The organism is Hyphomonas chukchiensis, from assembly GCF_000682695.1.
In the GTDB taxonomy this organism is placed as follows: Bacteria; Pseudomonadota; Alphaproteobacteria; order Caulobacterales; family Hyphomonadaceae; genus Hyphomonas; species Hyphomonas chukchiensis.
In genome coordinates this window covers 21,314-33,116 of sequence record NZ_AWFG01000024.1, presented here as the reverse complement: position 1 = coordinate 33,116, position 11,803 = coordinate 21,314, and the positions used below count along the sequence as shown (strand labels likewise).

General features: G+C 63.5%; 14 protein-coding genes. 7 read left to right on the top strand and 7 right to left on the bottom strand.

From position 1 onward, the window contains the following. A partial coding sequence (locus tag HY30_RS20195; protein WP_034739641.1) for a hypothetical protein occupies positions 1-212 on the top strand: 212 nt, incomplete at its 5' end. Between the two features lie 41 nt (positions 213-253). On the opposite strand, the gene HY30_RS09695 is transcribed toward HY30_RS20195, so the two are convergent. The 3 genes from HY30_RS09695 to HY30_RS09685 form a co-directional block, all read right to left on the bottom strand. Continuing rightward, positions 254-976: a P-loop NTPase family protein gene (locus tag HY30_RS09695; RefSeq protein WP_199286282.1), complete on the bottom strand. Its 723-nt coding sequence runs from the start codon at positions 974-976 to the stop codon at positions 254-256. Between the two features lie 6 nt (positions 977-982). After that, positions 983-2,440 carry a GumC family protein gene (locus HY30_RS09690; RefSeq protein WP_034739638.1) on the bottom strand — a complete coding sequence of 486 codons (1,458 nt, stop codon included), beginning with the start codon at positions 2,438-2,440 and terminating at the stop codon, positions 983-985. Positions 2,441-2,559: 119 nt separating this feature from the next. Next, entirely contained in the window at positions 2,560-2,829 is a 270-nt protein-coding gene (locus HY30_RS09685) for an SEL1-like repeat protein (RefSeq protein ID WP_034739656.1), read from the bottom strand. Positions 2,830-3,168: 339 nt separating this feature from the next. On the opposite strand from HY30_RS09685, the gene HY30_RS09680 reads away from it, so the two are divergent. Next, positions 3,169-4,110 carry an isopenicillin N synthase family dioxygenase gene (locus HY30_RS09680; protein WP_034739636.1) on the top strand — a complete coding sequence of 314 codons (942 nt, stop codon included), beginning with the start codon at positions 3,169-3,171 and terminating at the stop codon, positions 4,108-4,110. Positions 4,111-4,199: 89 nt separating this feature from the next. Next, positions 4,200-5,201 carry an amidohydrolase family protein gene (locus HY30_RS09675; RefSeq protein WP_034739634.1) on the top strand — a complete coding sequence of 334 codons (1,002 nt, stop codon included), beginning with the start codon at positions 4,200-4,202 and terminating at the stop codon, positions 5,199-5,201. Here the strand turns inward: HY30_RS09675 and HY30_RS09670 are convergent. The 4 genes from HY30_RS09670 to thiS form a co-directional block, all read right to left on the bottom strand. Then, positions 5,180-6,400 carry a TIGR03862 family flavoprotein gene (locus HY30_RS09670; protein WP_034739631.1) on the bottom strand — a complete coding sequence of 407 codons (1,221 nt, stop codon included), beginning with the start codon at positions 6,398-6,400 and terminating at the stop codon, positions 5,180-5,182. The two genes, HY30_RS09675 and HY30_RS09670, sit on opposite strands and share 22 nt — an antisense overlap. Further along, positions 6,397-7,458 (bottom strand): alpha/beta fold hydrolase, encoded by a 1,062-nt coding sequence (locus HY30_RS09665; protein WP_034739628.1) that lies wholly within the window; start codon positions 7,456-7,458, stop codon positions 6,397-6,399. The genes HY30_RS09670 and HY30_RS09665 overlap by 4 nt, the downstream gene beginning before the upstream one ends. Positions 7,459-7,577: 119 nt before the next feature. Then, positions 7,578-8,348, bottom strand: a complete 771-nt coding sequence (locus HY30_RS09660; RefSeq protein ID WP_034739626.1) for a thiazole synthase — start codon at positions 8,346-8,348, stop codon at positions 7,578-7,580. A gap of 55 nt (positions 8,349-8,403) precedes the next feature. Beyond that, the gene (gene thiS / locus HY30_RS09655) at positions 8,404-8,616 is read right to left on the bottom strand and encodes a sulfur carrier protein ThiS (protein ID WP_034739624.1); all 213 of its coding nucleotides are present in this window, start codon (positions 8,614-8,616) and stop codon (positions 8,404-8,406) included. Between the two features lie 63 nt (positions 8,617-8,679). Between thiS and HY30_RS09650 the strand changes: the two genes are divergently transcribed. The 4 genes from HY30_RS09650 to aat all read left to right on the top strand — a co-directional run bounded on the left by HY30_RS09650 (position 8,680) and on the right by aat (position 11,771). Then, positions 8,680-9,123 carry a type II 3-dehydroquinate dehydratase gene (locus tag HY30_RS09650; RefSeq protein WP_034739622.1) on the top strand — a complete coding sequence of 148 codons (444 nt, stop codon included), beginning with the start codon at positions 8,680-8,682 and terminating at the stop codon, positions 9,121-9,123. A gap of 6 nt (positions 9,124-9,129) precedes the next feature. Next, positions 9,130-9,603, top strand: coding sequence for an acetyl-CoA carboxylase biotin carboxyl carrier protein (gene accB / locus HY30_RS09645; protein ID WP_034739620.1), 474 nt, complete (start codon positions 9,130-9,132; stop codon positions 9,601-9,603). Position 9,604: 1 nt separating this feature from the next. Then, entirely contained in the window at positions 9,605-10,975 is a 1,371-nt protein-coding gene (gene accC / locus HY30_RS09640; RefSeq protein ID WP_034739618.1) for an acetyl-CoA carboxylase biotin carboxylase subunit, read from the top strand. A gap of 73 nt (positions 10,976-11,048) precedes the next feature. Continuing rightward, complete coding sequence (gene aat, locus HY30_RS09635; RefSeq protein ID WP_034739616.1) at positions 11,049-11,771, top strand: leucyl/phenylalanyl-tRNA--protein transferase; 723 nt, start codon at positions 11,049-11,051, stop codon at positions 11,769-11,771. The last annotated feature ends 32 nt before the right edge of the window (positions 11,772-11,803 follow it).

Sequence of the window (11,803 nt, the reverse complement as noted above, 5' to 3'; positions counted from 1 at the left end):
TCTCCGTAGGCGAATCACAGGAGCGCACGGATATCCGGGCCTTCTGGACAGCTGAAAGCGGCCGTTACCAGGTTGGCGCGTTCGTGAAGAACGTGTTCGACAATCGCTACGTGTCCGGCATCAACAATATCACTGTCGGAACACAGGGCACGGCATTTGTCGGCCTGACCGATCCGCAAATGTGGGGCGTCGACTTCAAGTACGTCTACTAGGACGCAGCACACATCGACTGAAATGGCAGGCGGCGCTGATATCAGCGCCGCCCGCCTTCATATTGGCGCCTGTACTGTTGTCCGCCCAGCCGTCCGGCCAGATGCGCATCGGCCCGCATGCGGTTCAGCACCACGCCGATCACGCGTCCGCCCTGATCTTCAATTCCGGCCTGCAGCCGCGCCACCTCTTCCGCGTCGGTCCTCTCGGCCTCCACGACCAGAACCACACCGTCGGCCTCTGCCGCGACATCCAGCGCAACATCGGAGCGGTCCAGCGCCGGCGCGTCCATGATGATCCAGTCCGTTGACCGTCGCAGCGCCTGCCACCAGTCGGGCTGGGCGCGCAGACACACACTCTGCCCCGCCGCCAGTCGCTCGGTCCGGAACCGCGTCACCAGAAGTCGCGTCCCCTCCACGGGATGCACCGTCAGCATCTTGCCGCCGCCGCCCATTGGTGTCGGTACCAGCTGATAGATCGGCTCACATCCCAATGACGCATCATAGGCACGCCCGGGTCGCGCCACGCCGCCCGCAAAGCCTGTATCAAACCCGCCAAAGGCTGCATTCACGCCCAGATCCAGGTCCACCAGCCACGCCGTTCGCGCCGAATGCTCGGCGGCCATCAGCGCAAACGACGCCGCCATGCTGCTCGTCCCCTCGCCGCTGCGCGCCGCAACGAACATCACGCTCCGCGCCCCACGCGCAGACCGCAGGCGCGAGGCAGACTGCCAGAGCGTCGCAAGATCCGGTCTCAGGTCACGCATTCGCGGTCACACCTCCCGCACGGTCGCAAGCACCGGCAGGTCCAGCGTCCGCTCCACCGAGCGCCGCGTCGCAAAGCCCGTCCGTGTCAGCGCTTTCAGGATACCGGCACACAGAGCCGCACCAAGGGCGGCCGCAAAGGCCAGTGCGGCAAGCAGGGCCCGCGTCGGCTCCGGCTCGGTCGGCACGGTCGCCGGTTCCAGCACACGCACGTCTTCGCCTTGCCAACGGCCAGCGCCGGCATTGCCACCGGATGATGTCATCATCTCCTGCTCCAGCACGTCGCGCTTGCGCTTCAGCTCATTATAGCGCGGCGCCAGCGTGGCCAGCTTTGCCTGGCGCTCCTTGAACGCCGCAATCTGCCGGGCGAGGGCTGCCTGCCGGTCGGTCAGCGCCGCCGCTTCGGCTTTCAGGTCGTCTATCGTTGTCAGCATCTGTTCATAACGCGGGTTTGGTCCCGTCCGAACCGTGCCGGTCGGCTGGTCCAGCGTCGCGATAAAGGCCTCGGCCCGCGCAATCCGCCGGTCCATCTCGATCACCTCCGCCGATCCGGGCAGGCTGGTCACCAGCAGCGCCTCGCGCGCCAGCTTCATGTCCAGCAGCGTTTGGCCCGTCGTGTCGTCAATGAAGAGTTCCTGTTTAGGGGCAATCGCGCGTATCTGGCGGCGATAGGCCGTCAGCTGGCTCTCCACCTGCCGCAACCGGGAATCCGTCGCCAGCAGGTCTTCACTCGCCGCCTTGTACAGCGCCCCCACCGTATCGCGCTCCGCCTCGAAACTGCTGAGGCCTTCGGTCTCCAGGAAGGCACCGATATCGGTCTCGGATTCCAGCAGACTGCGCTCCAGCACGGTCCGGTCAATCATTGGGGCCGCGTCGGCTTCCGGCCGCGCCAACACGTCGGACCGATATTTCAGGTAGACGCCGATCATGGCGTTCAGCACTTCGGCTGCCGCTTCGGGGTCGGAATTGCGATAACTCACGCTCATCACGGGCGCACTGGACACGGAACGGACTCGGAAGTCCCGCTGAAGGGCCGCAACGCACATCTGCCGGCACTCTGAAGCGAGCCTTGAAAGGGCCTCGGCGTCCCCGCGAAGGGAGCGGCTGCGCGCCTCGCAGGCTGCATTGATTTCGGGATAGAGGCGCGACATCGGAAACAGGTTCAGCGCCCGCGTCGCAACGACAGGGCTGCGCAGTAACTCCAGTTCCGGCGCCACCAAGGCTTTTGGCCCCGACACGCTGGCGCCCGTCACGATCAGTCTTGTGCGTGCTTCGTACAGGTCAGGCCGCGACAGGGCTGCCGCCAAACCAAGGGCGAATACCGGCATAAAAACCAGTAACATCAACCACTTGGCCCGCCAGAACTGGACCAGGACGTCACCCATGCCGAGGCGCAGGCGCGGCGCGGATGTCCGCACCAGCCCATCACCCTCCGGATCTCGGCTGGGGGCCTCGGTCACAGGCATCTCGTTTGCGGCTCCTCATGGCCCATAAGCCATAAGGTTCGCACGCGGGCGTTTGATATTTCCTTAACCTTAACAGCGGCGTGCAGGCAGGTCGTTCCCCGCCTGCTGGCCGGGCAAGCCTAGTTCATCAGTTTCAGCCACTCGCGGGCTGCCTGAAGGGCCTGCTTCAGCTCGTCGGAGCTCATCATTTCGGCCATTTCAGCGCGCTGTGCCTTGGCCTCTTCCGAACCGCGCAGGGCAGCCAGGTTGAACCATTTGTGCGCGGCGATCAGGTCGATCTCCACATTGAGACCTGTCGCATAGACGAGGCCCGCTTGGTAAAGCTCTTCCGGAGCGGACTCCGAATGGAGCATCGTTGCAAGGTCGACTGAATAATCTGCAAAAGGCATTGTCTTGTTCCTGTTTTCACCTTGCCGTCGCATCGCCGGGATCATTCCCGTGTCCTGCTCTGGCAACCACCACCCGCCATGTCCGGCGATGGGTACAGATTGGCCTCAGAGATTTGCGTTATGGTTAACAGCGCAGGCCCCAAAGGGGCAGAGCGTTAAGCGCCGCGCGCCTCGCGTTAACCCTACCTCTGGTTTCAGCCGAAACCGGCCCGAATTCATGAATCAGCGCCTGAAAACAGCTCACCCAGTGCCGTGAAATCCTTGCGCCTCCCGCAATTCGGCCCAAGGTGACATCTTGGCCGCATTCCCACACTGGCAGCTTCACGATAGATTTAAGACATGACCGAGTATTTCAAACCGATCCCCTATGCGCTGTGGCGCGAAGACAAGGCCGCCTTCGCCGAGGCGCTGGGCAAGTCCTTCCGCGAGACCGGCTTTGCCGTCATCGCCGGTCATCCCGTCGACCAGCGCACGATCGACGACAATCTGCGCGCCACGAAGGCCTTCTTCGCCCTGCCCGACATTGCCAAGCTTGCCTATGACGGCAAGTCCGGCGGCGGCCAGCGCGGCTACACCGCCTTTGCCACTGAGAATGCCAAGGGCGCTGCCAAGGCAGACCTCAAGGAGTTCTGGCACACGGGGCGCCTCCTGCCGCCCAAGTCGCCCTATCGCGAGACCATGGCCGACACGCCCAGCGTTGGCGAGATCCCCGATTTCGACCGCGCCACCCGCGCCCTGTTTGATGCACTGGACGAGATGGGGCGCGACCTGCTGCGCGCGATCGCCCTCCATCTGGACCTCGACGAGATGTGGTTCGAGGACCGCGTCGAGATGGGCAATTCCATCCTTCGCCTGCTCCATTATCCGCCACAGGAAAACCCGCCGCCCGAAGGCACCGTCCGCGCCGGCGCGCATGAAGACATCAATGTCATCACGCTCCTCCTCGGCGCTGAAGAAGCCGGCCTCGAAGTGAAGCACCGCTCCGGCGAATGGCTCGCGGTCAACCCGCCGCCCGGCGCCCTCGTCATCAATTGCGGCGACATGCTCCAGCGTCTGACGGCGGGCGTCTTGCCCTCCACCACGCACCGCGTCGTCAACCCGGCGCCCGAACGGGCCCGTTTCCCGCGCTACTCGACACCTTTCTTCCTGCACTTCAACCAGGATGTCGTGATCGAGGCCCTGCCCCAATGTGTCGCCGAAGGGGGCACGCCCCAGCCCCCCATCACTGCGCAGGACTACCTGATGGAACGCCTCCGCGAGATCGGCCTCGTTAAGGCCTGACGCCGCGCCACCCCTTGCCTCGCCGCCGCATTGCGCCCTGAATGGGCGCACAGCTCACCAGAGGCTGACGGCAAGGCAGGAGGAAACGCATGTTCAACAATACGGAATGGCTCGCACAGGTCCGCGAAGACGTGATCGACCCGGATCGCGAGATCGTTGACCCGCACCACCACCTCTGGCCCAAGCCCTTCCTCAGCTATGACCTCGAAGAACTCTGGTCCGACACAGAAGACGGTCACAACGTGGTCCAGACCGTCTTCATGGAATGCGGCTCCTCGTATCGCAAGGACGGACCGGAACGCTTCAAGCCCATCGGCGAAACCGAGTTCATCGCGGCCGCCGCTGCCCGCTCCGCCGCCGATCCTGACACGGCCACAATCGCCGGCTTTGTGGGTCATGCAGACCTTCGCCTCGACAATCTGGACGAAATCCTCGACGCCCATATCGCCGCTGCCAACGGCCTTTTCCGGGGCATTCGCCACGCTGGCGCCTTTGACAAGGACAGCGCCGGATTCGCCATTCCCGGAAGGGCGCCCGAAGGGCTCTATCGCGACTATGATTTCCGGCGCGGCGTCGCGCGCCTTGGGGAGCGCGGCTTCACCTATGATACCTGGAACTACCATCACCAGATACTCGACTTCGCCGACCTCGCGGCCGCCGTTCCGGGCACGACGATGATCCTCGACCATTTCGGCACGCCGCTCGGCGTCGGCCCCTACGAAGGCAAGCGCGAAGCGAATTTCGCCAAATGGAAAGACGACATCGCCGCCGTCGCCGAAAACAGGAATGTCTTCGCCAAGATCGGCGGCCTCGCCATGCCCGACAATGGCTTCGGCTGGAATACGCGCGCCACGCCGCCGACGTCCGACGAATTCGTCGAGGCACAGGCGCCATACTACCATCATGCCATCAAGTGTTTCGGGCCTGAGCGCTGCATGTTCGAAAGCAATTTCCCGGTCGACCGCCTGTCGATCAGTTATCGCACGCTGTGGAACGGCCTGAAGAAGATCGCCGCCGATTATGCCGAAGCGGAACAGGTCGCCATGTTCAGCGGCACCGCGCGCAAGGTCTACAAGCTCGACGCCGTCTGAAGCCAGTCGGCTGCGCCATTGCCCGCCGCCTGGCCGGTCGCCATGCAGGCCGTGATCAGGTAGCCGCCTGTCGGCGCGTCCCAGTCAATCATTTCGCCTGCGCAGAACACGCCGGGCAGTTGGCGCAGCATCAGCGCCTCATCCAGCGCGTCCCATGCGACACCACCGGTTGTCGAAATCGCCTCGTCCAGTGGCGCCGTGACGGTGACTTTGATCGGCACAGCCTTGATGAGCCGGGCGAGCGTCACTGCATGATCAGGCAGCACACCGCGCGCCGCCTCGTGCAGCAAGGCGAGCTTTACGCCGGAAATGCCGAGGCTCTTGCGCAAATGGTTGGCCATGGATTGCTTGCCGCGTGGCCGCTCAAGTTTCGCAACGATTGCCGGCACATCCATATCCGGCAACAGGTCCACCAACAGCGTCGCCGCCCCGTGCCGGCGCAAGCCATCAACCAGCGCTGCCGACAGCGTATAGATGCCCCCACTCTCGACCCCGCGCTGCGTGATAACGAATTCGGACCGCGTCTCCTGTCCGTCCACTGACATACATATAGACTTGACCGGCGCGCCCGCAAACTTCTCGCGCATGTGGGCCGACCAGTCGACAAGAAAGCCGCAATTCGACGGTCCGAACGGAACAGTCTCCGCGCCTTTTGCTTCCAGCAATGGCGCCCACGCTCCATCCGATCCCAGACGTTTCCAGCTCGCGCCGCCCAGCGCGAGAACCGTCGCATCGGGCGCAGCTGTCACCGAGCCTTCCGGCGCATCAAACACCAGCGCCCCATCCGCATTCCATCCCTGCCAGCGATGCTTCGGATGCAACACAGCGCCGGCGTCCTGCAACCGCACCAGCCAGCCCCGCAGCAGCGGCGACGCTTTCATCATTTCCGGAAACACGCGCCCCGTCGGCCCGGTATGCGCGGCAATGCCAAGCGCCTCCATCCACGATACGATCTCGGCGGCCCCGAATGCCCGCACCATCTCCTGCAATCGCGTATCACCGCGATAGCGCGAGAGGAACACGTCGGGATCCTCGGCATGGCTGATATTCAGCCCGCTCTTGCCCGCCATCAGGAACTTGCGCCCAAAGCTCGGCATCGCGTCATAGATGTCGACGCCCATGCCGCGCGCCAGCAGCGTTTCGGCCGCCATAAGGCCGGCCGGTCCAGAGCCAATGACGGCCGCGCGCTGTGCGTTCATTCGGCAGATGCTTCCATAGCGAGTGGCCGCGCCAGCTCCAGCAGTGCCACGAGCACACGCCCCGGCTCCTCGACCATCGGCAGGTGCGCCGAATGCTCGAAATAGACGAGCTGCTTCTGGGGCGCTTCCAGCTTGCCAATCCAGTCCGCCGCGATCTCCGGCGGGGTCGTGTAGTCATGCCGCCCCATGAACAGGAAAACGGGGACATTCACCTTGTGCAGATCATTGAAATTGAACGGCGCCAGCTGCGGCCACATGTGCGCCATGGTGAAAGCACTGCCAGCATCCATGTCCTTGCGATCCTGCATATCGAAACCGGGCGCCAGCCGCCCCGCGTGGAAATAGTATTCGGCATCGGAGCGTCCCGCCGCCAGCGCACCATAATGTATTGACCATTTGCGTTCGATGGCCGTTTTCTCCAGGGCGATCCCTTCAGGCCCAGGGTATGGCGCAATGCCTTCCAGGTCGGCAATCGCCTCCGCATTGCCATCGGCCCTGGCCCGCGCCAGCGTCCAGGCATAGCCGACCTTCTCATTCTCCAAGAAGTCCACCACCTGCCCGATGCCGACATAGGCATAGAGCAGGTCCGGGCGCTTTGCGGCGACACTCAAGCTCACAACTGATCCCCAGCTATGCCCGACAAGGATCACCTTCTCCTTGCCGTACCTCGTTTTCAGAAATTCGATCAGCTCAATGGCATCGTCACGATAGCGGTCAGGCGCGAGCGTCGGCCCGAGGGCCTCAAGATCGTTCAACGGATAGGATTTGCCGGCGCCCCGCTGGTCCCATTGCACAACCGTGAAATAATCCTCCCAGTGACGCTGGAACATCCAGGCGACCGGCATCTCGGTCGAGCCCGGGCCGCCATGCACGAACAGGATCATCGGATTGTCCCGGTCCGCACCGCGCACATTGATCACCTGCTGCGTGCCGCCAAGCGTCACTTCATAGGTTTCGTCCACGCCATTCGGTGTCACGATCCGGCTCATGTCCGTGACGATCTCGCGTCCGGCGACATAGGGGTCGGTCTCCGCCGCCGGTTCCGCGGTATCCACCATCGCAACCGCTTCTTCCTCCGCGGGCATCTCGGGCACATGCGCGCAAGCTGCGGTAATCAGCGCGAAGCATAAGCCTGTAATCCCCAACAATTTCATCTGTCAGCCCTTTTTGGCCAGGCTTAGATCAGCCCCGCCAGGGGGCTGCTTGGATCGGCATACATCTTCTTCGGCATGCGGCCCGCGAGATAGCCTTCGCGGCCGGCAATCACGGCGTGCTTCATCGCGCTGGCCATCAGGATCGGATCCTTGGCCGCCGCAATCGCCGTGTTCATCAAGACGCCATCACAGCCGAGTTCCATCGCCATGGCCGCATCGGAAGGTGTGCCGACGCCTGCATCGACAATCACCGGCACGCGGGTCTGCTCCACGATCAGGCGAATGTTCACCGGGTTCATGATGCCAAGGCCCGAACCGATCAGGCTGCCCAGCGGCATGATTGCGCAGCAGCCTGCCTCTTCCAGCATCTTCGCATAAACCGGATCATCCGAGCAGTAGACCATGACCTCGAACCCGTCGGCAATCAGCGCCTTCGCGGCGGTCAGCGTCTCCGGCATGTTCGGGTAGAGCGTCTTCTGGTCGGCCAGAACTTCCAGCTTCACGAGGTTCCAGCCGCCCGCCTCGCGCGCCAGGCGCAGCGTGCGCACGGCCTCGTCAGCGGTGTAGCAGCCCGCCGTATTGGGCAGGTAGGTAAACTCGTCCGGCTTCACGAAATCGGTGAGAATCTCCTTGCCGGGGTCCGACAGGTTCACCCGGCGCAGGGCCACAGTGACGATCTCGGCGCCCGCCGCGCGGGCCGCATCAGCGTTCTGTTGGTAGCTCGCATACTTGCCCGTGCCCACGATGAGGCGCGAATTGTAGGTTTTGCCGGCGATGATCAACGGGTCTGACATGGGCTTCCAACGGTTCCTGAACGGCTTCTCTGACGGGTTTTAGCGGCCTTTCGGCTTATCCCCCACCCACAAACTGTACAAGTTCCAGCCGGTCGCCCTCTTCCAGCACGGTAAAGGCATGTTCGGACTTCGGCACGATCTCCAGGTTGCGCTCCACAGCCACGCCGCGCGGGTCGCGACCGGTCGCCTCGGACAGCTCTTCCAGCAGCATGGCCACGGTCATCCCCGGGTTCACCTGCCGTGGCTCGCCATTCAGGGTGATCTGCATGTCTACTCGCCTCCCGTTTGTGCCCCCTTGCCTTGCCGGGCGTTCCAGAGCAAGACGGGGTCCATGTCAAAACCGATATATGTTCTCGGTGGGCCAAACCTCAACCTGCTCGGTACGCGCGAGCCGGAGATCTATGGCCACGAAACCCTCGAGGGTATCCATACCCGCCTGCGCAGCCTCTCCGGCGACGTGCCCCTTGAGGCGCGCCAGACCAATCATGAGGGCGAACTGGTGGACTGGATACAGGAAGCCTCCCGCGAAGGCTCCGCCGTCATTCTCAATGCCGGCGCCTATACGCACACATCTGTGGCCTTGCATGATGCCCTCAGGGCCTGCAAAGTACCGGTCATCGAAGTGCACCTGTCCAATCCGGCGGCGCGCGAAGCCTTCCGCCAAGTGAATTATGTTGCGCCTGTTGCAAAAGCTACAATTGCCGGCCTCGGGGCCTATGGTTATGAGCTGGCGCTTCTGGCAGCCAAGTCCCTGACGGGCCAAGGAGAGAATTAGCACCCCATGAGCACTGCAAAGACGAAACTCGACACCGGCCTCGTCCGGGAGCTGGCCGCGATCCTCCGGGAAGCTGACCTTGGCGAAGTGGAAATCGAGCACGAAGGCCTGCGCATCCGCGTCAGCAAGCCCGCCGCGCCCGTGATGCAGACGGCCCAGTATGCCGCCGCACCGGCCCCTGCCGCCGCTGCCCCTGCGGCCGCCGCACCCGCTGCTGCTGCTGCCCCCGCAGCCCCGGCCGTTTCCGACAATGCCATCAAGTCGCCCATGGTCGGCACCGTCTATCTCGCCCCGGAACCCGGCGCGAAACAGTTCTTCAATATCGGCGACAAGGTCAAAAAGGGCGACACGCTCATGCTGGTCGAAGCCATGAAGACCTTCAATCCCGTCGAGGCCGATCGGGCCGGAACACTTACGGCCCTCTATGTGACGGACTCCCAGCCGGTCGAATTCGGCGAACCACTAGCCCTGATCGAATAGCATGACTGAGCCCCGCACGATCAAAAAGGTTCTCATCGCCAATCGCGGTGAGATTGCCCTGCGAATCCACCGCGCCTGCAAGGAAATGGGCCTGTCCACGGTCGTCGTGCACTCCACGGCTGACCGCGACGCCATGGCCGTGCGCCTGGCCGATGAAAGCGTCTGCATCGGCCCGCCGCCTTCCTCGGAGAGCTATCTCAAGAAATCCCAGATCCTCGCGGCTGCCGAAATCACCGGCGCTGACGCGATCCACCCCGGCTATGGCTTCCTCTCCGAGAACGCCCAGTTTGCGGAAATGGTCGAGGCCCACGGCCTTGCCTTCATCGGCCCGACGGCCGAGCATATCCGCATCATGGGCGACAAGATCGCCGCAAAGGTCGCGATGATCGAAGCCGGCGTGCCCTGCGTGCCCGGCTCCGAAGGCGCCCTGACCTCCATTGCCGAGGCCAAGAAGGCCGCCAAGAAGATCGGCTTCCCGGTCCTCGTAAAAGCCTCTGCAGGCGGCGGTGGCCGCGGCATGAAGCTCGCCCGCACCGAGGCCGACCTCGAAAACGCGGTCAAAACCGCCAAGACCGAGGCCAAGGCCGCCTTTGGCGACGACGCCGTCTATCTCGAGAAATACCTCGAAGGCCCGCGCCATATCGAAGTCCAGATCATCGCCGACACACATGGCAACGTGGCCCACCTCTGGGAGCGCGACTGCTCCCTGCAGCGCCGCAACCAGAAAGTCCTCGAGGAAGCCCCTTCGCCGGCCCTCAACCAGGCCCAGCGCGAAGAAATCGGCACCATCTGCGCCAAGGCCATGAAAAAGCTCGGCTATCGCGGCGCCGGCACGATCGAATTCCTCTACGAAGACGGCAAGTTCTACTTCATCGAAATGAACACCCGTCTCCAGGTCGAACACCCGGTCACTGAAATGATCACCGGCATCGACCTTGTGCGCGAGCAGATCCGCATCGCCGAAGGCAAGAAACTGTCCTTCAGCCAGCAGGATGTCATGCTGGTCGGCCACGCCATCGAGTGCCGCATCAATGCCGAGCACCCGGAAACCTTCGTCCCTTCGCCGGGCCTGATCACGGATTTCCATGCGCCCGGCGGCCCCGACGTGCGCCTCGATAGCGCGGCCTATGCGGGTTACCGCATCCCGCCCTATTACGACTCGCTGATCGGCAAGCTCATCGTGCATGGCCGGACACGCCGCGAGTGCATCATGCGCCTGCGCCGCGCCTTGTCGGAAATGGTTGTCGGCGGGGTTTTCACCACGCTCGACCTGCACCGCCGTCTCGTCGAGAATGATGATGTGCTCGCTGGCGAGTACAACATCCACTGGCTGGAAAAATTCCTCGCCGAGAACAAGATCACCGCTGAATAGGTCGCACGGCTTGTCCACAATTGGCGCCGCCTGCCCCATGGACAGGCGGGCCAGAGGGACTCATATTCCGGCCATGTCGTCGCGCTTTGGAACACAGGACCTGCTCGCCTGCTATCGCCGGGGTGTCTTCCCAATGGCGGACTCGCGCGACGATCCGAACTTGTTCCTGGTCGATCCAGACATGCGCGGCATCCTGCCTCTGGATGCCTTCCATATCCCCCGGCGCCTGAAGCGGACCGTCATCAAGGATCCGTTCCGCGTCACCGCAGACACCGCCTTCACGCGCGTGATGGAATTCTGCGGGGAGGAGACCGACGGGCGCGAAAGCACCTGGATCAACTCCGCAATCCTCAATCTTTACAGCGCCCTGCACCGTGAGGGCCACGCCCATTCCATCGAATGCTGGGACGGCGACAAGCTCGTCGGTGGCCTCTATGGCGTGTCGGTGGGCGGGGCTTTCTTCGGCGAGAGCATGTTTTCGCGCGCGACCGATGCGTCAAAGATCGCACTGGTCCATCTGGCGGCGCGTCTGATCGCTGGCGGCTATACGCTGCTGGATGCACAATTCCACAATCCGCATCTGGAACAGTTCGGCCTGATCGAAATCCCCCGGGCCGAGTTCAAGGCCCGCCTGCGCGCCGCCCTGCTCGTTGAGGCGAACTTCTATTCCGGCGTCGGCTCTGTATCGAGCGATGGCGGTTCGTCGTCGATCATCGGCTCGTCAGATGACGCCGTGTTGCGCTCTGGCAGCTTCACCGGGTCCGTCGCCGTGCAGCGGATCACCCAGACGTCATAGACCGGGTGCTCCAGCGCGCTGAGGCCCGGCGA